Origin of the sequence: Longibacter salinarum, assembly GCF_002554795.1 — a bacterium.
In the GTDB taxonomy this organism is placed as follows: Bacteria; Bacteroidota; Rhodothermia; order Rhodothermales; family Salinibacteraceae; genus Longibacter; species Longibacter salinarum.
On the sequence record NZ_PDEQ01000001.1, the window covers coordinates 99,787 to 122,150 of the forward strand.

At 61.5% G+C, this 22,364-nt stretch carries 15 protein-coding genes and 1 tRNA gene; 11 read left to right on the forward strand and 5 right to left on the reverse strand.

All coding sequences use genetic code 11. From position 1 onward, the window contains the following. The first annotated feature begins 56 nt into the window (after positions 1-56). Complete coding sequence (locus CRI94_RS00385; protein WP_098073683.1) at positions 57-1,718, forward strand: hypothetical protein; 1,662 nt, start codon at positions 57-59, stop codon at positions 1,716-1,718. Positions 1,719-1,803: 85 nt separating this feature from the next. Here the strand turns inward: CRI94_RS00385 and CRI94_RS00390 are convergent, their stop codons facing one another. Continuing rightward, on the reverse strand, positions 1,804-2,304 hold the full coding sequence (locus CRI94_RS00390) for a YkvA family protein (protein WP_098073684.1): 501 nt from the start codon (positions 2,302-2,304) through the stop codon (positions 1,804-1,806). Positions 2,305-2,489: 185 nt separating this feature from the next. Between CRI94_RS00390 and CRI94_RS00395 the strand changes: the two genes are divergently transcribed. Further along, a complete protein-coding gene (locus tag CRI94_RS00395; protein ID WP_098073685.1) occupies positions 2,490-3,464 on the forward strand; it encodes an L-threonylcarbamoyladenylate synthase in 975 nt (324 codons plus the stop codon). A gap of 59 nt (positions 3,465-3,523) precedes the next feature. On the opposite strand, the gene CRI94_RS00400 is transcribed toward CRI94_RS00395, so the two are convergent. Then, entirely contained in the window at positions 3,524-4,639 is a 1,116-nt protein-coding gene (locus CRI94_RS00400) for an NAD(P)/FAD-dependent oxidoreductase (RefSeq protein ID WP_098073686.1), read from the reverse strand. Positions 4,640-4,767: 128 nt separating this feature from the next. After that, positions 4,768-5,868, reverse strand: a complete 1,101-nt coding sequence (locus CRI94_RS00405; protein WP_098073687.1) for an NAD(P)/FAD-dependent oxidoreductase — start codon at positions 5,866-5,868, stop codon at positions 4,768-4,770. Between the two features lie 204 nt (positions 5,869-6,072). Here CRI94_RS00405 and thiO point away from each other — a divergent pair, with 204 nt between their 5' ends. From thiO to CRI94_RS00445, 8 genes are all read left to right on the forward strand, one after another. Then, positions 6,073-7,209 (forward strand): glycine oxidase ThiO, encoded by a 1,137-nt coding sequence (gene thiO, locus CRI94_RS00410; RefSeq protein WP_098073688.1) that lies wholly within the window; start codon positions 6,073-6,075, stop codon positions 7,207-7,209. Then, on the forward strand, positions 7,206-7,445 hold the full coding sequence (thiS, locus tag CRI94_RS00415) for a sulfur carrier protein ThiS (protein ID WP_098073689.1): 240 nt from the start codon (positions 7,206-7,208) through the stop codon (positions 7,443-7,445). Before thiO ends, thiS begins: the two co-directional genes overlap by 4 nt. Before the next feature lie 95 nt (positions 7,446-7,540). Continuing rightward, on the forward strand, positions 7,541-8,380 hold the full coding sequence (gene thiG, locus CRI94_RS00420; RefSeq protein ID WP_098073690.1) for a thiazole synthase: 840 nt from the start codon (positions 7,541-7,543) through the stop codon (positions 8,378-8,380). 54 nt (positions 8,381-8,434) lie between these two features. Next, the gene (locus CRI94_RS00425; protein ID WP_098073691.1) at positions 8,435-9,070 is read left to right on the forward strand and encodes a thiamine phosphate synthase; all 636 of its coding nucleotides are present in this window, start codon (positions 8,435-8,437) and stop codon (positions 9,068-9,070) included. Positions 9,071-9,213: 143 nt separating this feature from the next. Then, positions 9,214-10,050 (forward strand): bifunctional hydroxymethylpyrimidine kinase/phosphomethylpyrimidine kinase, encoded by an 837-nt coding sequence (gene thiD, locus CRI94_RS00430; protein WP_098073692.1) that lies wholly within the window; start codon positions 9,214-9,216, stop codon positions 10,048-10,050. A 378-nt stretch (positions 10,051-10,428) separates the two neighbouring features. Beyond that, a tRNA-Arg gene (locus CRI94_RS00435) sits at positions 10,429-10,502 on the forward strand. A 489-nt stretch (positions 10,503-10,991) separates the two neighbouring features. Next, on the forward strand, positions 10,992-13,049 hold the full coding sequence (locus CRI94_RS00440; protein WP_098073693.1) for a methyltransferase domain-containing protein: 2,058 nt from the start codon (positions 10,992-10,994) through the stop codon (positions 13,047-13,049). A gap of 745 nt (positions 13,050-13,794) precedes the next feature. Continuing rightward, complete coding sequence (locus CRI94_RS00445) at positions 13,795-14,250, forward strand: hypothetical protein (RefSeq protein WP_143815249.1); 456 nt, start codon at positions 13,795-13,797, stop codon at positions 14,248-14,250. Positions 14,251-14,805: 555 nt separating this feature from the next. On the opposite strand, the gene CRI94_RS00450 is transcribed toward CRI94_RS00445, so the two are convergent. After that, positions 14,806-17,076 (reverse strand): TonB-dependent receptor, encoded by a 2,271-nt coding sequence (locus tag CRI94_RS00450; RefSeq protein ID WP_098073695.1) that lies wholly within the window; start codon positions 17,074-17,076, stop codon positions 14,806-14,808. A gap of 504 nt (positions 17,077-17,580) precedes the next feature. Between CRI94_RS00450 and CRI94_RS00455 the strand changes: the two genes are divergently transcribed. Beyond that, the gene (locus tag CRI94_RS00455) at positions 17,581-18,069 is read left to right on the forward strand and encodes a hypothetical protein (RefSeq protein WP_143815250.1); all 489 of its coding nucleotides are present in this window, start codon (positions 17,581-17,583) and stop codon (positions 18,067-18,069) included. A 23-nt stretch (positions 18,070-18,092) separates the two neighbouring features. Here the strand turns inward: CRI94_RS00455 and CRI94_RS00460 are convergent, their stop codons facing one another. Then, positions 18,093-21,269, reverse strand: a complete 3,177-nt coding sequence (locus CRI94_RS00460) for a T9SS type A sorting domain-containing protein (RefSeq protein WP_098073697.1) — start codon at positions 21,267-21,269, stop codon at positions 18,093-18,095. Positions 21,270-22,364: the final 1,095 nt, after the last annotated feature.

Sequence of the window (22,364 nt, forward strand, 5' to 3'; positions counted from 1 at the left end):
CGCCGATTCGTGCTATCCGGGTGGCGACCGATCGCTGTTCATCTCTCCCCGACCGAATGCTGCGCCCGTCTGTGATGGGATTTTCTCGCGGCGGCCCTCGTTTCGGGTCGCTGATCGTTTTGTTTTTCCTGCTCTGGGCTTGTCTGTTGCTGGTACCCCGATCGGCGGTTGCGCAGCGCTTTCTTCCGGACGACCCAATCAGCGAGGATCCGGATCGGCTCGACATGCCCGTACCCGTGGCAAGGAGTGCGTCGGACTACGTTCGTTTTCTATCGAACACGTTCGTCGAGGCGCGAGGAGAGGAGGGGCCTGCTATCAACGTGAATACGCTAAATCAGGTGCCGAACTCGTCGTGGTATAAAGATCGCCACTTCGCGTCGGGCATGTCTCTCGATAAGTTGCGGCGAGGGGCCGGTGTCGGCCGAGGACCTCAACCGGATTCGTCCTGGGTCGTTGAGTCGATCGAAGCTGTTCGCCCGGTCGCCCGGCTCATGATTCGTGACGCCGACGGCGAGCGGTACGAGCTTCGACTCGATTCGCCGGACCATCCGGTTCTTGCCACCGCCGCGGGGGCTGTTGCCAATCGAGCCTACTACGCGCTTGGCTACTTCGTCCCCGAGTTGACCATCGTCCGGTTTGCCCCGGGGAAACTCGTTACGGCCGAAGGAGGAGACGTTCGGAAAGCGGACATCTGGGAGGCCCTCAACAACGCCCCCACGCTCACCGGTGGGGTATACCGTGCCGCAGCGCTACGTATCCCGGAGCCGGTCGTCGAGCGGGTCGGGCCGTTTCTTTTTCACTCAACACGCCCGGATGATGGCAACGATATTTTCCCCCACGAGCGCCGACGGGAACTGCGGGGTCTGTTCGTGGCAGCTGCGTGGTTAAATCATACCGGCATCCGCGCAACACGTACCCTTGATGTCGGGGTCAAGCACGACGGCCATACGTTCGTCCGACACTACGTATACAACACGTTCGAGGCACTGGGTAGTGCTCAGGTTGGACCGAAAGAGGCGTGGATGGGTCGCGAGCACCTCGTGGAAATCAGCCCCGTGCTCGTGCGAATGGGGACGCTTGGTCTGAGCGGGGGCGACTGGGTGAATACTCGCTACCCGGACGTAAATCACGTCGGCCGTTTCGGGGCAACGAACTTCGACCCGGAGAGGTGGAGACCCGAGCATCCAAACCCAGCCTTCGCCCAGCGCGACTCGGCAGATACGTTCTGGATGGCACGAAAAATTGCCCACTTTACCGACCGCGAAATTCGAGCGATGGTCGAAGCGGCCGAGTATCCCGATTCATCGTCCGTCGATTATGTGACAACGACCCTCGCCCGCCGCCGCGATTCCATCGCAGCCACCTATTTGGGGTATGGCGGCGGGCTCGACGGCTTTCGCGTGAGCGGGGATCGTCTGATTTTCGAGGATCTGCTGAATCGATACGTGGACCGTAGCGTGTCTAACCTCCGATTCGTTCAGTGGCACCGGTTTTCGAACGAGCAGAACCGGGTGACGGACGAACTGGGCCGGACATCCGTTTCCGACACAAGCATCGATCTCCCAGAAGGACACGCTCCGTTTTACCGCGTTCGGATCATGACGCCATCATACGGGGCGACGGATGTTTATCTGCGCGAGGTCACGCCGAGCTCTAATGCCGTCGATTACGAAGTGGTCGGAGTCGAGCGTCATGGTCGCGACCCCGACGCCTCGTAAGATCAACGAAACGGATCCGATCATCACGTAGAGACCCGGCTGTTCCGTTCGCACAGCTGCAGACCCAGAATGCGATCGGACGAGGTTATGACGTCACATCAATGCCCGTCACTTCGGGGAGCGATTTACCGTTTTCCCAGACCCGGAAGCGGTCCAGCTCTTCCCGAACCGAGCGGACGACGGTTGCAATGACGGCAGCGTCGTCCATCAAGCCGACGGGACCGAGGAAGTCCGGGACGAGGTCAACGGGCATGACGAAGTAGATGACGGCTCCGACGACCATCATGATCGCCGACCAGGGGACGTGGCGATACGTCGAGTTGGCCCAGGCCAGCAGAAGGCGGAGCATCGCGTGAAGGTCATCGAGAACCGCGCGTAGCGCCGGTGCGTCGTCGATGAGACGATCGTATGCATCTCGGACCAACATCAGCACGCGGAAGCGGCGTTCAAGCACGGTCCGAGCAGATGACGTGATCGTGTCGATGATTTGTTTACCGTTGAGGGCCGGTGGTGAAGACGGGGCGAGGGTCCCGCCGTCGCGATGATTGTCGGGTGCGGCAGGAAGAGGGGAGAGGTGCGAAGACATGAAACTGTTGAAACCAAGAGGGCAGTCGTATTCAAAGCCTACGACCCGGATCGGGCGAAGTCAATGAGACGCAGCGCAAATTTCCAGCCGAACGCGGTCGAGCACGTTTTTTCCAGGATGTGTGCTTCCCGTGAGATCATAGGGGCAGTGGATCGGTCTGCATACGTGGAAGTAAGTAGCCTCGAATGAAAGATTATGCTGGAGAAGCTCACACCGTGAAGACAACGATCACCGCATCGACGGACGAAGCCGCTCAGTACATTCGGGACGGACACCTCACCGTTTTCCCGACCGAAACCGTCTATGGTCTTGGTGCGGACGCCCTGAATGCGGACGCGGTGAAGGAAATCTTTCGTGCGAAAAGTCGCCCGTCCGATAACCCGCTGATTGTACACGTCGCCGATCGGGAGGGAGTCGAAGCCGTTGCTCGCTCCATCACGCCGGCCGCGGACGCTTTGCTCGAGGCGTTTGCCCCCGGCCCGATCACGCTCGTGCTTCCGGTCGCAGAGCGCGTGCCGAGAGACGTGACCGCTGGGTTGGATACGGTGGGCGTCCGCATTCCGTCGCTTCCCCTCGCACAGGAGTTTCTGCAGGCGTGTGACACCCCGGTCGCAGCGCCGTCAGCGAACCGGTCGGGTCGCCCGAGCCCAACGACATGGCGCGCCGCCTACGAAGATCTCGTGGGACGCGTGCCCTGTATTCTGCGAGGTGGCCGAACGGATGCCGGGATCGAGTCGACCGTTGTCGATGTCACGTCGGATGTCCCGACCGTGCTACGCCCGGGCGCCGTCTCGCTTGAGCGTCTTCGCGAGGTCGTTCCGAACATCGAGATGGTTGCGGATGACAGTGATGTCCCGAAAAGCCCGGGGACGAAGCATCGGCATTATGCGCCGGACGCCAAGGTGATTATCGTGGATGACCCGGGAGAAGCGGATGCGGGCGCCGTCCACGGATACATTGGCGTCGACAAGCCGGCCGTACCGGCAGCGTTCGCGAAGGTCTACGTCGCGCCCTCCGTCGAGGCGTATGGGCGGGAGTTGTTCCACTTTCTCAGAGAATGCGATGGGCTCGGATGCCGGGCCGTGTTCGCGCAGAGCGTGCCTGAGAATGGTCTCGGACGTGCCGTGATGGATCGATTGCGCAGAGCGGCGTCGAGGTAGTCTCGCATGGATCGTCGGACGCTCACTGCCCTCCGACGAGGCGACAGAATGTCTTCGCCTTAACCACGCGTTGCGCGGATGAGCCAGCGGCCAATGAATGGAGCCAGCCGGAGCGTTCCGACCGTTGCCGCTGCAAGCGATGGTCGCATGGCGGCAGCATGGGCGAGTCGCCCGACCCGCATCCGGAGGCTGAACATGTCCGACCAGGCCTGGCTGTAGGCTTCTCGAAACGACTCTGCTGAGCGGGTCCCTCGCAAGTATTCGTCCACGAAGGGTGTTGCCAGCTCCGCCGAGGTCAACGCCATCGCCATGCCATCGCCGCAGAGCGGCGCGATCATGCCTGCGGTATCGCCGATCATGCAGACATCGTTGGTGAATGGGGATTTGGGTTCCAGGGAGACCTGGCTGACAGCATAAAACGTGTCGGTCACGCGCTCGGCGGACGCGAGACGATCATCGAGGTGGGGATTCCGGCGGAGGGAGGCATTAAGCATCGCCTCGGGGGATCCACCCGCGTCTTGCAGCGACTGCGTATTGCCGATCCAGCAGACGTTGACGCGGTCATCCTCGACATGGGAGATGCCACAGTAGCCACCGGGGAACGTGTGGATCTCGATGGTCCGTGGAACCGACGGGCCGCGATAATGCGCCTTAAAGGCCACGAGGTCGGACGGTTTGTCGAGAAAGGGACGCTCGAGCTTGCGGTCCAGCGTTGAGCGCTTGCCGAACGCCCCGAGCACGACACGCGCCGTGCGCTCGCCCGTCGAGGAGGCCACGGTGAATCCGTCAGACAGCGATCCGGAGATGTCGGTGACGCGCGTGCCGTCGATCGTGTCGGCTCCGGCCGTAGCGGCTCGCTCAAAGAGCATCTCGTCGAGAGCATATCGGCTCAGGCCGAGCGCTATGCCCGGGAGGTCGGACCGAAACGTGGATCCGCGCGGAGAGGTGAGGCAGGCCCGGTCAATCTCGTGGGCTCCAGCGTCTTGGACACGATCGAGTACGCCGAGCGAACGAAAGGCCTCCTGCACTTCCGGCGACAGGAATTCGCCGCAGAGCTTGTGGCGGGGGAAGGATCCTTTTTCGAGAACAGCAACCCGATGACCGGCCTCGGCAAGGTGCGTGGCGGCCGCGCATCCGGCGAGACCACCGCCGACCACAATTACATCGTATTCCATAGAGAAGTACCTTCACCGTTCAACGAGAACCTGAGTCACCTGACAGGCATCACTACCGTTAGTACACGGGCTTCGTTCGTGGGTGAGAGCTGCTGATGGGCAAACGTCTCCAGATTGTCAAGTCCGCCTCAGGTGAGGAGGTCGGGCATTTCCACGTCAAGCGGGATGATCGACGGGTTCTGTAGATAGCCGGGGAGTTCGTGGGCGAGCATGGGCGCTGTGAGAAGTCCTTTCGACCCAAGCGCGGTGAACGTCCAGATGCGCCTGCGCCCGGGAAGGGGACCGACGATCGGAAGATTCGAGTTGGCGTGCTTGACCCGAACGCCTGTGGTCACCCCGAGGATTTCAGCCTCCTGTAGGCCGGGCAGCATATGCGATGTTTTCTTCAGGATGTACGCCGTCTCATCCGGGTCAGGATCGAGGGAGTCGAAATTGTGGGTGTAGCTGCTTCCGAGGATGAGGGTCCCGTCATCGTTCGGCACGATATAGCCGCGCCCGGAAAGGGGAAGCAGCGGTCCGTCGCCGCTCTCGGGCGGGCGGCGGACGTGCACGGTCTGACCCTTGATGCCGGTGAGGGCCAGGTTCGTGAGTTCCGGCACATTCACGTATCCCTGACCGAGGCAGAGAAGGAGGTAGGCGCCCTCATATTCTTTGATCACGTGCTCGTCCGAGTCAGCCTGCTCCACCTCGAGGAGGACATGGTCCTGCTGCTCGGACCAGTAGAGCGCACGAGACGACGTATGAAGCTTGACGCCGTGCTTCTTGCCGGCATCGAGAATCGCTCGAACCAGTGCGGCCACATCGACGGCGCCGCCCCGGCGGATGAAGAGCCCGCCGCCGCAGGTCCGGATGTCCGGCGCCTTCTCGCGGACGGCGTCTTCGGAAAGCCACTCGGCGAGATCTGGGTGAGCTGCGGCGGCGTTCTGAAACGAGTCGACCTGCTCCGGCTCTACGGTCGGGCGAAGGACGCCGTTGCCCTCGAGCAGATGCTCACACCCAGCGTCCTGCAGGATGCGGTCGACGGCGTCGAGAGCTTGCGGAAGACGCCAGACCGGGCGTGCACGACGACCCATGAGGGGATTGACGAGTCCGGCCGCCGCTCCGGAGGCTCCGGCAGCGGGTTGATCGGCTTCGAAAACATGGACCGGTCCGTCGTGGTGCCGGGCGAGTTCGAAAGCAGCACAGGCCCCGGCGATACCGGCACCGGCAATGAGGATCGGGCGAGCCATCAGACCACGTGAAGTGTCAAGCAGATCAGAGAACCGTCGGTAGAAAGACGAGTCGATCCCGTCGAGGATTCGATCATCCGTAGCGAAAGACGCGGATCCGACGGAGTTTCCCCAAAATCACGGGGCAACCTCTTGTTGATCGACACCTTTTCGCGAGAGTGCCGTTCCTATCCCACGACCCTTTCACATGCGCTCCTGTACGGAATGGCTGATTCGGTATTGATCGTCGGTGGTGGCGTGGTAGGCCTGTCGACCGGGTTTGAACTTCTTCGCTCGGGCGTGCCGGTCACGATTTTTGAAAAAGACCGGGCCGGACGTGGGACCTCGTGGCTGGCCGCGGGCATGCTCGCGCCAGATACGGAGATCGGATTCGAGGAGCGAGAGCTGTACAACCTGAACCGGGAGAGCCTTCGCCGTTGGCCGGACTTCGCTGCCGCGGTCGAGGCGTCGAGCGGTCAATCGGTGGACTATCGGGACGACGGCACCCTGATCGTCGCAGACGACCCCGACAGCACGAAGCGCATCCGTCGGCTGTACGAGTTTCAGCAGGAGCAGGGTTTGGACGTCGACTGGCTTACCGGTGACGAGGCACGCGATCGAGAGCCCTTTGTCGGTCCGCGCGTCTCAGCGGCCATCTGGGTGGAGTCGGATCACCAGGTTGATAACCGCCTCCTTCTTGAGGCACTGCGGGATGCGTTCCTAGCGGAGGGAGGCGACCTACGAGAGCATACGCCGGTGGATCGAATCTGTCCGGATGCGGAGAGTCCGGCCGTCGTGACAGAGGAGGGCGAGACGGTAAGCGGGCGCGAGGTCGTTGTTGCAGCGGGCGTCTGGTCCCGGCAGCTGGACGGGCTCGAGCCGGGCGGTCCTCCACCCGTGCGCCCCGTGAAGGGGCAAATGGTCCAGCTTCAAATGAAACTCCCCTTCGCGTTAGAGCACGTGATCCGCGGGCCCGATGCGTACCTGGCTCCGAAGTCCAGCGGTCGGTTGGTCATTGGCGCGACGAGCGAGGAAATGGGCTTCGACACAGACGTGACGGCCGGTGGGTTATATGACCTGCTCGAAGGCGCCTGGGAGGTCGTGCCGGGCGTCTACGATCTGTCGGTCGACGAAACGTGGGCCGGGTTGCGACCTGCGAGCCGCGATCATGCGCCGATTCTAGGCCGATCCGGAGCGCCCGGTGTAATCCACGCGACCGGGCATTACCGACACGGCATTCTGCTGGCTCCGGTGACGGCTCAGGAAGTCGCTCGACTGATCGAAACAGGAGAAACATCCCGCTGGATCGAGCCGTTTTCCCCCGCCCGATTTTCCGAATCGATCCCGCAAGCCTCAGCATGAGCACCACGGATTCCGACACCGAAACGGTAGAAATCACGGTCAACGGCGCCCCCCGATCCGTGCCGCAGCGATATCCCCTGACGGAGTTGCTCAACGACCTGAACGTTGACGTGGAGACGGCGACCGGTGTGGCTGTCGCAATCAACGAGAGCGTGATTCGCCGGCAGGACTGGGCGGACGTTACGCTCTCCGAAGAAGATACCGTCGAGGTCATTACCGCCCAGCAGGGAGGATGACTGCTCGCAAACAAACGCTCTGCCCGGCTGATGTTGCGATATTCGTTTAGCGTGTGCAGGGCCAACCTTTTTTGATTAGAGACCGGAACGACCCAATGTCTGAGATTGCCGCCACGGATACGGACGCTCAGCCCGAGCGTGATGCTGCCGCCCAGCAGGAAGACCTCCTGCGCATTGGCGACGACGCGTATTCCTCGCGCCTGTTGATCGGATCGAGCTCGTATCCGAACCCGCAGGTGATGATGGACGCTATTGACGCGTCGGGCGCTGAGCTCGTCACCGTGGCGATCCGCCGGGTCAATGTTCAGAGTCCAGCCCCGGAGAGTCACCTCGATTTGATCCGGAAAGGTGGGTACCGTGTGCTTCCGAACACGGCCGGTTGCTACACCGCAAAAGAAGCCGTTCTCGTCGCGCAACTGGCCCGCGAGGCCCTCGACACCGATCTCATCAAGCTTGAAGTGATCGGCGACGACGAGACGCTGATGCCGGACGTGGAGCAGCTACTCAAGGCCGCCAAGCAATTGATCGACGACGGCTTCACGGTGCTCGCGTACTCGAACGACGACCCCATCACCTGCCGCAAGCTGGCGGACATGGGGTGCGCCGCCGTGATGCCACTTGGCTCGCCCATCGGGAGTGGCATGGGAATCGTCAACCCGTACAACCTGCGCATCATCCGGGAGGTCGTGCCCGACACGCCGCTGATTGTCGACGCCGGCATCGGGACGGCGAGCGACGCGGCGATAGCGATGGAACTGGGCTACGATGGCATTCTACTCAATACAGCCATTGCTGAGGCGCAGCATCCCGTCGCGATGGCGCGGGCGATGCGTCTCGCGGTGGCGTCAGGGCGTCTTGCATACCAGGCCGGCCGCGTACCGGAGCGAATTTACGCCAAAGCGTCGTCTTCGATGGAAGGCCGCGTCGGATCGTAACTCGCGCCGTCAGCCCACGTGTCTTCCGTCGCCATCAATCGTCCGGTTTTCAGAATGGACAATCTGCCCCGTCTCATCCTTGTTGCAGACCGATTTACCGAGTCGGATCGGCAGGTTCGGGTTTTTGACGCCGTTCGGGCCGGGGTTCCGTGGATTCACCTCCGCGATCACGAGGCGGATGACGCGACTTTTCGGCGTGCTGCGGTTTCGCTGACCGAGCAGATTGAAGCGGAGGGAGGCGGGACGCGCATATCCGTAAATCAGCGCCTCGACGTTGCGGACGATCTAGGACTCGATTACCATGCAGGATCTCACGGGGCCGGCGTTCAGGAGGCCCGAGATCGTCTGGGAGCATCGGCCATCATCGGATATTCCGCACATGAGGATCAGGAGGTGACCGGTGCTCGGTCAGAGATCGTCGACTATTTGTTCTACAGTCCGATCTTTCCGACGTCGAGCAAGCCCGATCACCCCGGGATGGGTCTCGCCGAGCTATCTCGCGTTTGCGCCGTCTCTACCAGGCCCGTATTTGCTCTCGGTGGCATCACGCCGGAGCGGGTAACGCCGTGTCTTCGTAAAGGGGCACACGGCGTTGCGGTGCTCAGTGGTCTGATGGAGGCGAAAGACGTGCGTGTCGCTGCGGAAGAGTATCTCCAGCGCTTGGCGTCTATCCGGCAATACGAAGAGTAGTGAACGCCGGTCTCGCAGATGAGCAAGCACGTTTGATGCGTGATCCGTCGAGATTGAGAAACCACCGATGTCCAGCCGGATAGGTGGATAACAAAGCGAGACGTTTACCGATCAATATTCCAAATTAATAAGGTCGTATCTCAATGACGAAGCCGGTCGCACTCTCAATTGCAGGAAGTGACTCCGGTGGTGGCGCCGGCATCCAGGCAGACCTCAAGTCGATGGAGGCCAACGGCGTCTTCGCGACATCTGTTATCACCGCCGTGACCGCGCAGAATACCGAAGCGGTGACGATGGCCTATGATCTCCCAACGCGCATTATCAAAGCGCAGATCGACGCCGTAGCGAAAGACTTTGATGTGTCGGCCACTAAGACGGGCATGCTGTCCACGTCCGAGATCATTCGCACCGTAGCCGAGAAGGTGGAGGAGCACGACCTGTTTCCGTTCATCGTAGACCCGGTCATGATATCCAAGAGCGGGTTCAAGCTACTGCAGGACGAAGCGATCGATACGTTGCGCGAGGTCCTCCTTCCGCTAGCGACGATCACGACGCCCAATATTCACGAGGTCGAGTACCTGACGGGCGAAGAGATTCTCTCGGTTGACGACGCGAAGGAGGCGGCGAAGACGATCTTCGAGATGGGGCCGAGCTCGGTCCTGGTCAAGGGCGGGCACATGAATGAGACCGCCGAAGCGATGGACATTCTGTATGACGGCACCGCGTTTCATACCTTCACCGCCGACAGAATCCGTACGGATAACACCCACGGCACCGGTTGCACGTACGCCAGTGCGATCGCAGCGAATCTTGCGCAGGGATGGGACCTCGGCAATGCCATTGAGCGAGCAAAGCGCTATGTGACGGCCGCGATCCGCAACTCGCTGGACCTCGGCAGCGGCCACGGCCCGACGAATCACTTCTTCCATCTCGATCCCGAAGGAGCATCGGAGGAGAAAGGTGTCATCGTTGATGCCTGACCATGATCATGGAGCGACGCTCCTACGGCTCGGCGTGATGAGATATCGCACAGTGAGCGGAGGGGCGATGGCGTTGAAAGCCTCGTAGTTCTCGCCCGGATCTGTGAGGTACCCACGAAGCGGGGAAAAGCGATCCGGTGAACAATCCATGATCCGCGCATTTCCGGGATCAATTCCCGTTTCTCGCTGTGCATTATGCTACGAAACGGACACGGCAGCGCACGCCGCTCCGGTTTCGCTTGACATCGAGGGAAGGCCCGGCGCCGGGCTCGCTGAGTACGCCTTTTACGGCTTGTTCATTTGCGAAAAACCACGGCGGGTTGTACACTCGATACTCCGGTTGCGCGACGCATCATGCGCCGCCGGGACATACAGTTTCTGCCCGTAGCTCAGATGGACAGAGCGGCGCACTACGGATGCGCAGGTCGGGGGTTCGAATCCTCCCGGGCAGGCTACCAAGAAACCCCACTGAATCGCTGGAGACGGCGAAAGCAGTGGGGTTTTTTGCTTGTGCATGTCAGATGCGCCAAGGAGGGAAGTCTAGATGGAGCCGGCTGACACGGAGATGCGTCGGCATCGATCGGACGCTCTTCCGTTCTGAAGTGCGCCGTCTTGTGCGGGTAGCATCCATCATGTGTCCCGCCGCCCTCGTTTCTGCGCCGGTTATTGGCCACGGGCCCTCTCGTTTCCCTTACATCCAGACCACTGAGTTCTCGCACAAGCACTCTACGTTTTGCCCGGTCGAACATGCGAGAGTAAGATTACGACCGGCTACCGCGCGCGCTCTTTCTTGATACGGTAGCACGCGCATCCCTGATACGGCGGGCCCTTTCCCGGGGCCTCGGTCTCCCGTGCTGTGGGCTACAGAATCCCAACGGATTCTCAATTCTCGAGCCTGCTCATTTTCCGAGCGTCCTTTTTTCGGATCCAGTTCACCGACCATGACCTCCTCTGATCCGGCTGTTTCGGACCCGGACGAAGCCGCACCGGGTGGCCCAGTTCCGCGTCTGGGTCCACACGTCCCCTCTGATTGGTGGCGGACCTTATTCGACGAGACCTATCTTTTTACGGATGCGGACGTCCTCACGCCCGCGATCACGGCCCGAGAAGTGGATCATCTGCTCGACCACACCGGGCTCGGGACGGACGACGTGGTTCTAGATCTTTGCTGCGGCCACGGTCGTCATGCGCTGGAACTGGCCCGGCGCGGGTTTCGGAAGATCTCCGGGCTCGATCAGTCCGAGTACCTCCTGGAGGTTGCGAGGTCGTCCGCGCGCAACGAAGGCATCGACATTCCCTTTGCCCTCGGAGACGCTCGCGACCTCCCATTCGGTGCCGCCAGCTTTGATGCCGTCTTGCTTCTCGGAAACAGCTTCGGATACTTCGAGAAAGAAGAGGATGACCGCCGGGTGCTGAATGAGGTGTCCCGCATTCTTCGTCCCGGCGGCCGCGTGGTCCTCGACCTGACCGATGGTGATCACACGCGCGCTTCGTTTCACCCTCGTTCGTGGGAGTGGGTCGGCGATCATCACCTGGTTTGTCGCGAGCGAGAGTTGGTGGACGGGCGCCGACTCGTCGTCCGAGAGATCGTGGTCGACATCCGTCGGGGCATTGAAGAGGACCGCTTCTACGCCGAACGCCTCTACGGGCGCCGTCAAATCTTGGAGGTCCTCGATGCGTCAGGCTTTCGCGGCGCAACGATCATCCCGATGAAGGGCGAGTCGTCCCGTGGCGACGATCTGGGCCTCATGCAACACCGCTTTCTCGTTACCGCGTGCTCGGCGTCCTCGCCGCAGACGCGGCTCGCGACCGGAAACGGTCAGATGTCGCCCAGCAAACCCTCGTCAGACCGGGATGGCTCCCGCAAGGCATCGAAGGAGGTGCAGGCGATGCTTTCTAAGTCTCCCTCTTGGTTCGTCCGGTCCGGTCCGCCCCCGGGCAGAGGTGGGTCACCGCGTCGCTTTGTGGCCGTCCTGCTCGGGGATCCGCGTCTGCCGGACGAAACAAAACTCGGCGGCATCTTCGACGACGACGATTTCGAGGTGCTGGAGCGCCTGCGCGCAGCACTGAGCGAACTGGATCTGTACGAATTTATGTATCTGGACGAGCATGATCGCCTTCTCGAGAATCTCCGGATCTTCGGCCCGAGTGTAGACCTTGTTTTCAACCTGTGCGACGAGGGCCTCCGCAACGTTCCGAGGCAAGAGTTGCATGTACCGGCGGTTTTGGAGTTGCTCAACCTCTCATACACGGGAGCCGGGCCCCAGTGTCTAGCACACTGCTACGACAAGTCGATTGTCCGAGGCGTCGCCTCCGAGATGGGCATCCGGGTAGCTCGAGGCTTCTACCTTTCTTCGGAGGCCGTCCTGCAGACCGTTCTACGCGCTGCGGATACAGATCTATCATACCCGGTCATCGTGAAGCCGAACGCGGCGGACAACAGTATGGGCATGACGAATCGATGCATAGCCCGAAATCGCGACGAGCTTCGCGCCGCCGTTGCGTCGGTTTGGGACCAGGTAGGAAACACGCGACCGCTACTGATCGAGGAGTTTCTCACCGGCGCTGATCTCACCTACGGGGTCATCGGAAACCCGGCGAGTGGGTTCTTGTCGCTCCCCATCAGCCAAGACGATTACAGCAGTCTCCCTGAAGGATCACCCCCCTTCAGCGGGTATGAAGCGAAATGGGTACCTGAATCTCCCTATTGGACGGACGTGACCGCTGTGCCCGCTCAGCTTCCCGAGGCGGTCGCGGGCCGGATTCGGCGGGACAGCCATCGCCTCTTCGCCCGGCTCGAGTGCCGCGACTACGCGCGATTCGACTGGCGGCTCGACGCACGGGGCATCCCTCACCTTCTGGAGGTTAATCCGAATCCGGGCTGGTCGTGGGATAGTCACCTCGTTGAAGCAGCAGCCTTTGCGGGGATGTCGTATGCGAGCGTTTTAGCGTCCATCCTCGAAGCAGCCTATCAGCGGTTGTCTGTCCGAACGGAGTAGTCGAACGGAAAAGACGCGCGCTTCGTGCGGCGATCGAACAGGGCGGGGCCGACTTCGAGGATGCATATCTGACTGCCTCAGGCGTGGAGGCGGGGCCGATATCGTGGTGACGCGAAACGAATCTGCTTTTGCCAGCGGGCCGCTCTGTCCGCAGCATCCACGGGACCTGGTTTCGGCTTTGAGGGAGGAGGGCAGGTGAGTGTTAGCGGGTACCATCTCCCGCCATTCTGTTACCGGGAGACGCGAAGGATCGGCTCAATGGCTTTAAGCGTCAGCTCCCGAGTAGATACAGAGTCAAAGAATTGGTGCACCGCCCGACAATAGGCTTCCCTGGTAGTCTTGTCGTGCTATCTCCGCCGTAAAGATCTTGATGACCCGACGACGGGCGTGCTTACCAGGGTCTGCGAGACAGGACGCAACGTTGACCGGTGCAGCGGCACGAGATCGGGCCTCACGAGGCTGAATGTGGGTGTTGAGGAGGTAGATATCCGGGGCAGAACGCATTTCCAGTGGCAAAGTGGGCCTCGATGATTATATTTCCTGCCGTGAGATTGGAGTCGAACGTAATCATGCCGCTCATCAGCGCCACGGGAGTGTGCGTCGGTTATGTTCTGACGTGGGGCTAACTTGCGTGTGTAACCCCACGTGGTTCGCATCACGCCGGACTTCGATTCGAAGCAATTAGCTTTGATTGCGAGACGATCACGCGCACAACGCCCGCCCCCGAACATTTATACGACAGACCGTGAAATCATCCGTACTGGCTACAATCCTTCTCTTGGTGTTCGCGCTCGACCCGACGGCGAGCCAGGCCCAGAATACAAACAGCGACTATGCATACGTAGCAAAAGAGCTCTCCGATATCGTCTCGGGCACCGTAGGAAGCGGATCCGGGGACTATCAGGTCTCGGAGAGTCGGATCGGGAAGAACAAACTCAGCTACGAACGTCCGTTCTACGGCGGGAATACGTATTACATCCACTCGATTGCCTCGGAGCAGGCGTCGGTCGTGAAGATGACGATCACGTGCAACAATTACAGGGTGTTAGACGAGTTCAGGTCTAGCAACGCCGTCGGTGCTTCATTTGAACCTCCGCACGGCACGCAAACATGCACGATCGAAACATTTGTCTCAAACACCACGACGCCCAATACATCGCATTTCATCGGCATGGCGATCATGTTCAGCAAGCAGAAGTAGGGATCGCGACAAGACGCAGAACGGCTGGACGCATCACTCGGACTTCCGTGCATGCTTCTCTAACCCAAGATAGAAACCTCGACAAGGGGAACTTCCCCGGAAAAACTAGACTCGTATAGTGCCTACAACGAGAGGACGCGCCGAGTAGAGGAGGGCACCATGTCAGAAACGAGCGAGCGGGTCGTGGACGCCCGGGGTGACGGCGTGTCGCATCTGCGCCGGTATCGTATCTACAACGGAATAGGGGTGCGCTGACGGTCGCAATGAGCAGTCTCCTCACCACGTACGGGCGTTCTGAACTGGAGCTGCCATTCGAACTGGTTGTGCTTCCTAGTTTGCCCAAAGAGCGAAATTAGACGGTGAGATGGCAAGGCTAGAGAGTTGTACACTGCGGTTGTGCACCGCTCTTTTTTTAGCGTTTACAATCAAGCCGCGCCGACCCTCTACTTTTGACTGGTTGAATTATGGGGGCAACCTCTCTAACTCTGTACGCCCGGTTGGGTCAGATAATGGGGAAGCCTACAATTGCACAGAGGGTTCGTCAGCGTCGCGATGTCACAGCGTCACCGACAGTCCGGCGCGGGTTTGCCGGCCCGGACCGGGAAGGCCAAGCTGGAGGTAGGTGGCGTCGTCGGTCAGATTGTCGACGCGGATGAAGAGCTCGCTGGACCACGCGGCGCCGATGGATAGGTCGTAAGCGGCTCGGAGATCTACGATCCACGCACGGGGCAGTCGAGTGAAGGTGTTCGCCTCGGTACGGGCGTACGTACCGCCGGTGTGGTGAAGCTGGCCGGTGAACGTTAACTTGCCGGGCGTCCACGTGGCAGTGCCGGTCCCGACCCAGGCCGGCTTCTCGTCCAGCTTCTGTGCGTCGCCGCCGTCGGGAAGGCCCCGAGGTCGCGACCACGTCAGGTGGCCATCGAGTGTGAGCGCGTCCACCGGGCGTACCGCGCCCGTCACCTCTACGCCCACCACCCGGCTGCCCCCCAGGTTGATGCGCTGCTCTCGTCCCGCGTTGGGGCCGCTCTGGAACGTGCGCTGATCGATCGCATCGGTGGTGCGGCTAAGAAAGAGAGTGGCCCCGCCCTGCACGCGCCCAGTTTGCCGCTGAACGCCGGCTTCGGCGATCCAGGCGGTGACGGGGGAGAGGTTCGGGTTGGGAACGAACTTTCCAAGGGCCGCGCCGAAGAGCTCCCGCATGGTCGGGAAGCGAGTCTTGCGCCCTGCGGTCGTCCGAACTGTCCATCCGGTGCTCCATGTGGCCGTCAGCCCGAGTGTCGCGTTGACTGCCGAAAACGCCCCCCGCGCTGGAAAGGGCCCCGTCGTCGGCGTTGCCGTGCCGTCCCAACTGATGCCCCCGGATGCCGTCAGAAGGTCGGTGAGCTCAAGGTCGCCTTCCAGACCGACGTTGTATAGGCGCTGTCCAAAGATCTCAACGGAGTCGGCTTCGGCGCCCTGTGGGCCGTACGGCACGATGGCCTGCCGGTGCTGCGTGCGAAGGAACGTGCCAAAGGCGGTGAGGCTGCCGGTTTCTCCCTGGCGCGTCAGCAAGAGCCGCGTTCCGCCGGTCCAGTCGCGGTCGTTCTGGGTTTCGGTAAGCGCGTCGTACGCCACGCTTTGGTACTGGTAGATGTCCTGCTCGAAGCGGCTTCCCCACAATGCTCCGCGTAGCACGATTTGTTCACCCAGAGGTGCACGTCCGCTTGCCATGAGCATGGATTTTTTCCAGGTCGGGTAACGCCAGTAGCGAACGCGCGCCTCGGCAGGATCCACGTGACTTTCCGGCGCCACGCCCTGACTTGCATCTACGTGGAGCGCGGACACCCCCACCTGCGCCTTCCCATCAAACCGGTAACTCCCCCGAACGAAGGCGCTCGTGAGCGTGCGATCGGTGTTGACACGTCGGTCGGCGTCCGGCTGGCTGAAAGGAAGATCCGCTTCGTCCGGCACCGGCTGGTCGCCGTGGCTGGCGTGCTGTACGGCAGCCGTCACGTCCCACGGACCGCTCCGCCGAAGGTACGTGGCCATTCCACGCCGGAGTCCAGCGGTACCTATCTGGCTCTGCAGTTCAACGCGATCACCGGGCACGTCGAGCATGCGCGACTGCACGTTTACCGCTCCACCGATCGTGTTAGGGCCGTAGCGAACCGGCACCGTGCCCTTTGCGACGGTGATCGACTCCACGACACCGGCTGGAATCAGGCTCACGTCGACCCGGTTGTCCCACGGCACGTTCAGGAGGGCGCCGTCAAAGAATTGCGCCGTCTGCCGGTCGCCGGCGTTCCGGAAATAGAGGAGCGTCTGTCCTCGCGAGTTGGTCTGGACGTGCGTGCCCGGGATCAGGAGTCCGAGGTCGGACACGGCGGCGGCGTCCTGGCCGCGGATGGCGGCGGGTTCGATGCGCTGCACCGTCGTCGCTGTGCGGCTGGGGGCGCTAGTGCGTTCTTCGACGACGATCTCGTTTAGCGTGTACGGGGAAAGCGAAAGGGCGACGTCGAGGGTTGCTGTTCGGCCTGAAGAAATCTCGACGTCCCGGGCGGCGGGCTCGTAGCCGACGCGTGTAAAGACGAGGCGATACGTGCCGGTCGGCAGGAGGAGCTGAAAGGCACCGGTGGAGTCCGTGCTGGTGCCGTCCTTCCCGGCGCGCACTGTGACGTTCACGCCAGCGAGCGGCGTCCCCTGGGCGTCGATTACGGTCCCCCGGACGAAACCCGGACCTGGATCCGTTCCGGGCTGATGTCCTTGTGCCCATGCCCGTTCAGCGGGTCCGAGGGCAAGAAATAACCAGGCGAAACCGATGAGTATACAGACGGCTGTCCTTCGCATAACGTCAGCTACAGGGGGAGAAGCGGGGAGGTGGGAGGCCCGGCGGCGATTCACGCAAAGCGCGATATGAGGTCGAGCAGAGTCAAGCACGGATGGGGATGATGGATTCCGATGTCGGACGGACGGCGGGCCGTCTTGTGAGGTCTAGGTGCGAGCGCCCAAATGCACGAGCGCACCTGAGTCGTTTAAAGTACGCGCGCCGGGAGTGTACTGACGTCGTTTGCGTGCGCGGACTGCGTTGTGAATACGGTATTTGAGGTCCGTCTATTCCGCTGGCACGCTAGCGGAGGGGCGAAACTGATGCTGACTTCACAACGGAGTCTTCCTGCGTAAACGTTCATCTTTCTCTTGGGTCCACGTTGGTCGTTTTGCACGTCTGGGGAACGGGAGGGGCGGTATCATCTTCTAGATGCAGCCTGGCTCGAGACTGTGGCAGGCGCCCGGCGAATGAAATCATGGACATCGACATCCACATTACCGAATCAACCAATGGCCAACGACACCATGCGATATTCTCTGCAACGTCTCTCGCGCCCGTGGGCTGTAGGCGTCGTTCTGGTCTTTCTGCTTGGCGCTTGCGCCGGATCGGGTGATCCGGACAGTACGGGTACAGACACCGGATCGACCGCTACCGACACCACGAGTGCCGATTCGTCTACTGCGGGCGACCGGACCGATGGTTCTGACCTGCGAGCACGCCCCGCTCCGCCGCCTGGCACTGTAGAAGTACGCGCTGTCGTCGAGACCTGCACGTCAGATGCCGACGGTATGCAGTGCACGCTCGCCATCCGGTCGGTGCTTCGCACCGGCATGTCGACGCCGGTGATGGCGGCGGGCCGTCGAACGGTGTGGGTGCAGCAACACGTCGCTGATGCGTATGCCGACGACGGGCTCCCACGCGAAACGCCGAGGGATCTTCGGCTGTCGGCTCCATCCGAATCCCTCGGCGATGCGTCCGATACTCCGATGTGGACGCTGGTTCGCGTTTTGTAAGTCCGGTACCGTCCCCGGGTCACTTAGCGAACCACAGTCGCTTTGCGTGTGGTTGTGAAGGAGCGTCCTTCGACGCGGACGAAGTAGGCACCGCTCGAGAGGTTATCGGCCTCCAGCGTTAGATCGACCGGTGTGTTCGCGCGGACTTCTCCGTCGAAGAGCGTCTGGACGCGTTGGCCCAGCGTGTTGTAGACGTGAACCTTCACGGGCTGTGACTCTTGCACCGTCAGGCTCATGCGCGACTTGTCGGCGACCGGGTTCGGAGCCGGGGACGTCAGAACGAAGGGTTGACTGAGAGTCACCTCGACCGTTCGCGTGGCGTTGAGGTTCACGCTGCCGTCTACGTCAACCTGTTGTAGGCGGAAATCGTGTGAGCCGGCGCCAAGATCGGTGACCCGGTAGCGGTAGCTCTGCGGGTCCGATGACGTGCCCGCTCCCGGCGTCGTGTGCAGCTTCTGGAAGGGGGCATCGCCCGCCCGATGGTCGATCTGGAAGTAGGCGTTATTGGTCTCGGAGGTAGTTTGCCAGGTCAACTCGACGTCCTGGTCGGTGACCGTTGCTGTGAATTCGGCCAGCTCGACCGGCAGTGGCGCGCTGGAGCTGTATACGCCGTTGGCATGCGTTCCGACAAGAATCTGCCCGTCCGCAGCGCGGGCGTCGACGTCGTCGACGACGACCGTGCCGATGCTGTTCGGTCCCTCCTGCGTCCAGGACGTGGTGCCGCCGGACAGCGAACTGGTCGAGTACAGACCGACGCTTGTTCCGACGTAAAAGGTGGTCTGCGAGAGCTCAGGTTGTGGCAGAATCGCCACGGAACGGATCGAAGGGCCTGTGTTAAGACCGCCCCCGAGGGACGTACCGGCGAGGTTGCCCTCTACGTCCGTCCACGTTTGGCCGCCGTCCTCTGTAAAGAAGAGACTGGTCACGTTGTAGTTGGAAAACGCGACGAGGACGCGGTCACTATCTGCCGGGTCGACGGCGATGTCGCTCACGTATCCGCCCGTCGGGAAGGCTGCATCGGTCACATCGTCTGCGTCCGCTGCGGACTGCACGGTGTCAGCTGCTGCGAGACGGTAGACGCGGCCCTGGCCACCGTTGGGATCCACGGTGCCGTAGTAGAGCACGTGCGCGGAGTCGGCTTCCGAGGCGTCAAGGGCGGTGATGACATGTCCTGCCAGGGCTGCGTTCGAGAGTTCATCCCAGACGATGCCGGAGGTGCTTTCTGCGTTCTCCGTTCGCCACATCGAGGTGCCGCCGGGATAGTACATGACGTTCCGTTTCACTGGGTCCAGTTCGAACGGGTGGACGAAGAGGATACCGGAGGCGCTAGTCGGGTATACGAAGACGGCGCTCGTGAGTGTGCCGTTTTCATCGTAGTCCCACCGCGTGAGCTGTCCGTTCTGCAGCGACGGGTAGCGGGCCGTTCCGGGGCGCGTAGCCGCATTTGCAATTGCACAGTTTGCTCCGTCACCGCCGAGCTGCTCCGTCCAGTCTGCCGTCGGGTCTGAGGTTTGCGTGAACCAGGTCCCGTTATCCTGCATGCCGCCCATCACGGTGGGATCGGTGGGGTCGGCGTTGCTGCATACGTGGTAAAACTGTGTGCTGAAGTAGCCGTTGTTCAAGCTTTCGTAGACGACGTTGCCGTCGCCCGAGACCATGTTGTCCGTGGTGCGGTGCACGCCACCGTCGCTAGCCGTAATCATGACGGAGGGGTCGTCCGGCTGAAAGATTGCGCCGTGCTGGTCGGGGTGGTGCGGGTCACTGCCGGAGGGCTCGTAAGTCGCGAACGAGATGTTCGTTTGCGTGTAGCCGCCGATCCAGCTATCTGCGCTGCCAGCCGTGGCGGTTGTGTCGATGCGCCAGAGGTTGCGTCCTCCGGCGAACACGGTGCCACCGTCAGCCGGGTGGACCTTCACAAAAATGTCGTAGCCGTTCTGCGTGTTGAAGTCGCCACTCGCCCCGCCGACACTCCCGACCTGGCCGTCCCCGCGCGTGGGGAGGAGGTCGCTGTGATCGGTCCAGGAGCCGTCACCGGCGTCGTACATCCACAGCTCGTGATCGATGGCTGGGCCGGATCCGTCGTCGCCAGCCGGGCCGCTGCCGGGGGCATACGTGAGGAACCAGACCTCATCTTCGTTGGACGGGTTCACGCCAATCGTCGTGCGTTGGGCTTCGATGGCCGGGAAGTCGGCCGGCGTGATGTTCGTCCAGTTCACTCCGTCTGGCGAACGGTACAGTCCGCTGTTGTTCGTGGACTGGCTCAGCGTTGCATAGACGACGCCGGTCGAGGTGATTTCCATTTCCGGAAACACGGCCGATCCGCCAAGGACCGCACTCCACGTGGCTCCACCGTCCGTACTGCGGACGATCGAGTTGGCAGCGGCGACGTAGACCTCGTCCTGCGTCGCGTTGGATGGGTCGGTGCGGACGCGCCAGGTATAGTCGAACACGGAGTCGAACTGTGTTGACTCGCCGTCCGTGCTGGGGAGAATGGACCAGGTCAGGCCGCCGTCGGTCGACTTGTAGACGCCGTCGCCGCGGTAGAAGGCGCCGGCGCCGCCGCCGGCGGAGTTGCCACGCCGTTCGCCCGTACTGGCGTACCAGATATCGGTCTTACCGGTGCGCGTGTCCTGCGTGAGGCTTGTGATGGAGGGGCGCTGGTCCGGATCGGTGACGCGGGACCAGGAAGTGCCGCCGTCGGTGGTGCGCCAGATCCCGCCGGAGACGCCTGCGGCGAGGATCGTCTGGTACGTCGGGTCGCTGATGTCGTAGGCCAGAGCTCGTGTGCGACCGCCGATGTTAAAGGGGCCGCGCTTGTTCCAGGAAAGCGACTTGCTCCAGTCCTTCGGCAGGGTTTCCGCGAACGAGAGTTCCGCTGCGCGGATACCTTTGGGAATACGTCCCGTGCTGGGGTCGCGCAGACGCATCCAGTCGAAGCGAGCACGCGCGATCGGATCGTCTTCCGCACCGATGCCGGCCTCGACAGGCTTCAGTTCGCCACTCGGACTCGGTGACGGATAGGCATCGGGAGTGTGTGGCGCCTCTCCTCCAGGCCAAAACCCTTCATGAACGGCGCGCTCTTCGCTCGGAGCGTCGGAATCGTACAACTCCGATCCGATCCACCATCCTAGACCGAGCAATATGACAAAGGACAATGCGCCTAAGAGGCGAGAAAGGGGCGTATCGAGAAAGTTCATCATCAGCAGAAGATCACGGAAGATTTCGGGCAGGGGAGACGGACAATCCGTCTGAAGGGGCGGCGGTCGCGGATTTGTTTGACTCTACGGCCGCGGTCTGACGTTGGCGTTTGTGTCGCACGCCATGGTGGTCCGGGAGGAGAGTGCTTCGTCGGACGAGCGCTTGCGAAACGCTCATTCGCTATTTGATCCCCGGATGCATGCGAGCACGACGCTGTACTGCACGATGGTTCGCGGAGATGTGCATCGGCGAAGCGTCACCGGCCAGAGGCGCGCGCATCGTACTTTCGCGCCAGAAGCGTCCTTCACCTGCGCGGCCGATGTGTTCACTGATCCGATGGACTGTACTCACTTACGATGCGCAGGTGCATGCATTTATACGTGTATTGCGTCGGCTCACGCCCGAACAGACCTGTACGTTAACGTAAGCTCGAAACGGTGCACGATCCGGACGAAGCCACTGAGGAATCGCTGCGACGACGCGTTATACTCTGCAGGTTACAGAAATATATCGGCAAAAGCGAATGCGCGTGTGGAGGAAGATATAACTGCACGATGAATGCGGCGGATTGATCAGGGGCGCAGATGAACGGCACGGTCAGAAACGTATCCTGCAGGCCGGTCTGCCAGAGACGTTCCTCCGTCGGCTTACGACAGAGCGCATACGGCGTCGTCGATTCCAACAGAGGAATCTGAAAAGCAGGCGTTCGAGAATGTGCAGATATGCGACGGTTTGGTTGGCGACCTGTCATCTCTCCAGGTCTCATATCTACAGGTTCCCGATGGTCCGCCGGGTCGTCACGAGGTTTCGTGTGCGGAGGTATTTCAGCAGATGTTTGGGAGAAGAGGTCTGGAGATGACAGGGTGGGAAACGTTGGAGGAGAGAAACGGGACGTGTGTAAACGGACTTGTATCCCGCTATGACGTCATCGTGTCGCTCGGACGTTGGATGACCGGACGGTGTCGAATGTTGGATTGGCGTGCTTATCATCAGAGCGTGAGGCTCTCAATAAGGACGACCGCTATTGTCGGAGCCCGACGCCCGTTCGTGTTTTCCATCTGGACACGAATCGCCCTGTGATTTCGGACTGCAATTTG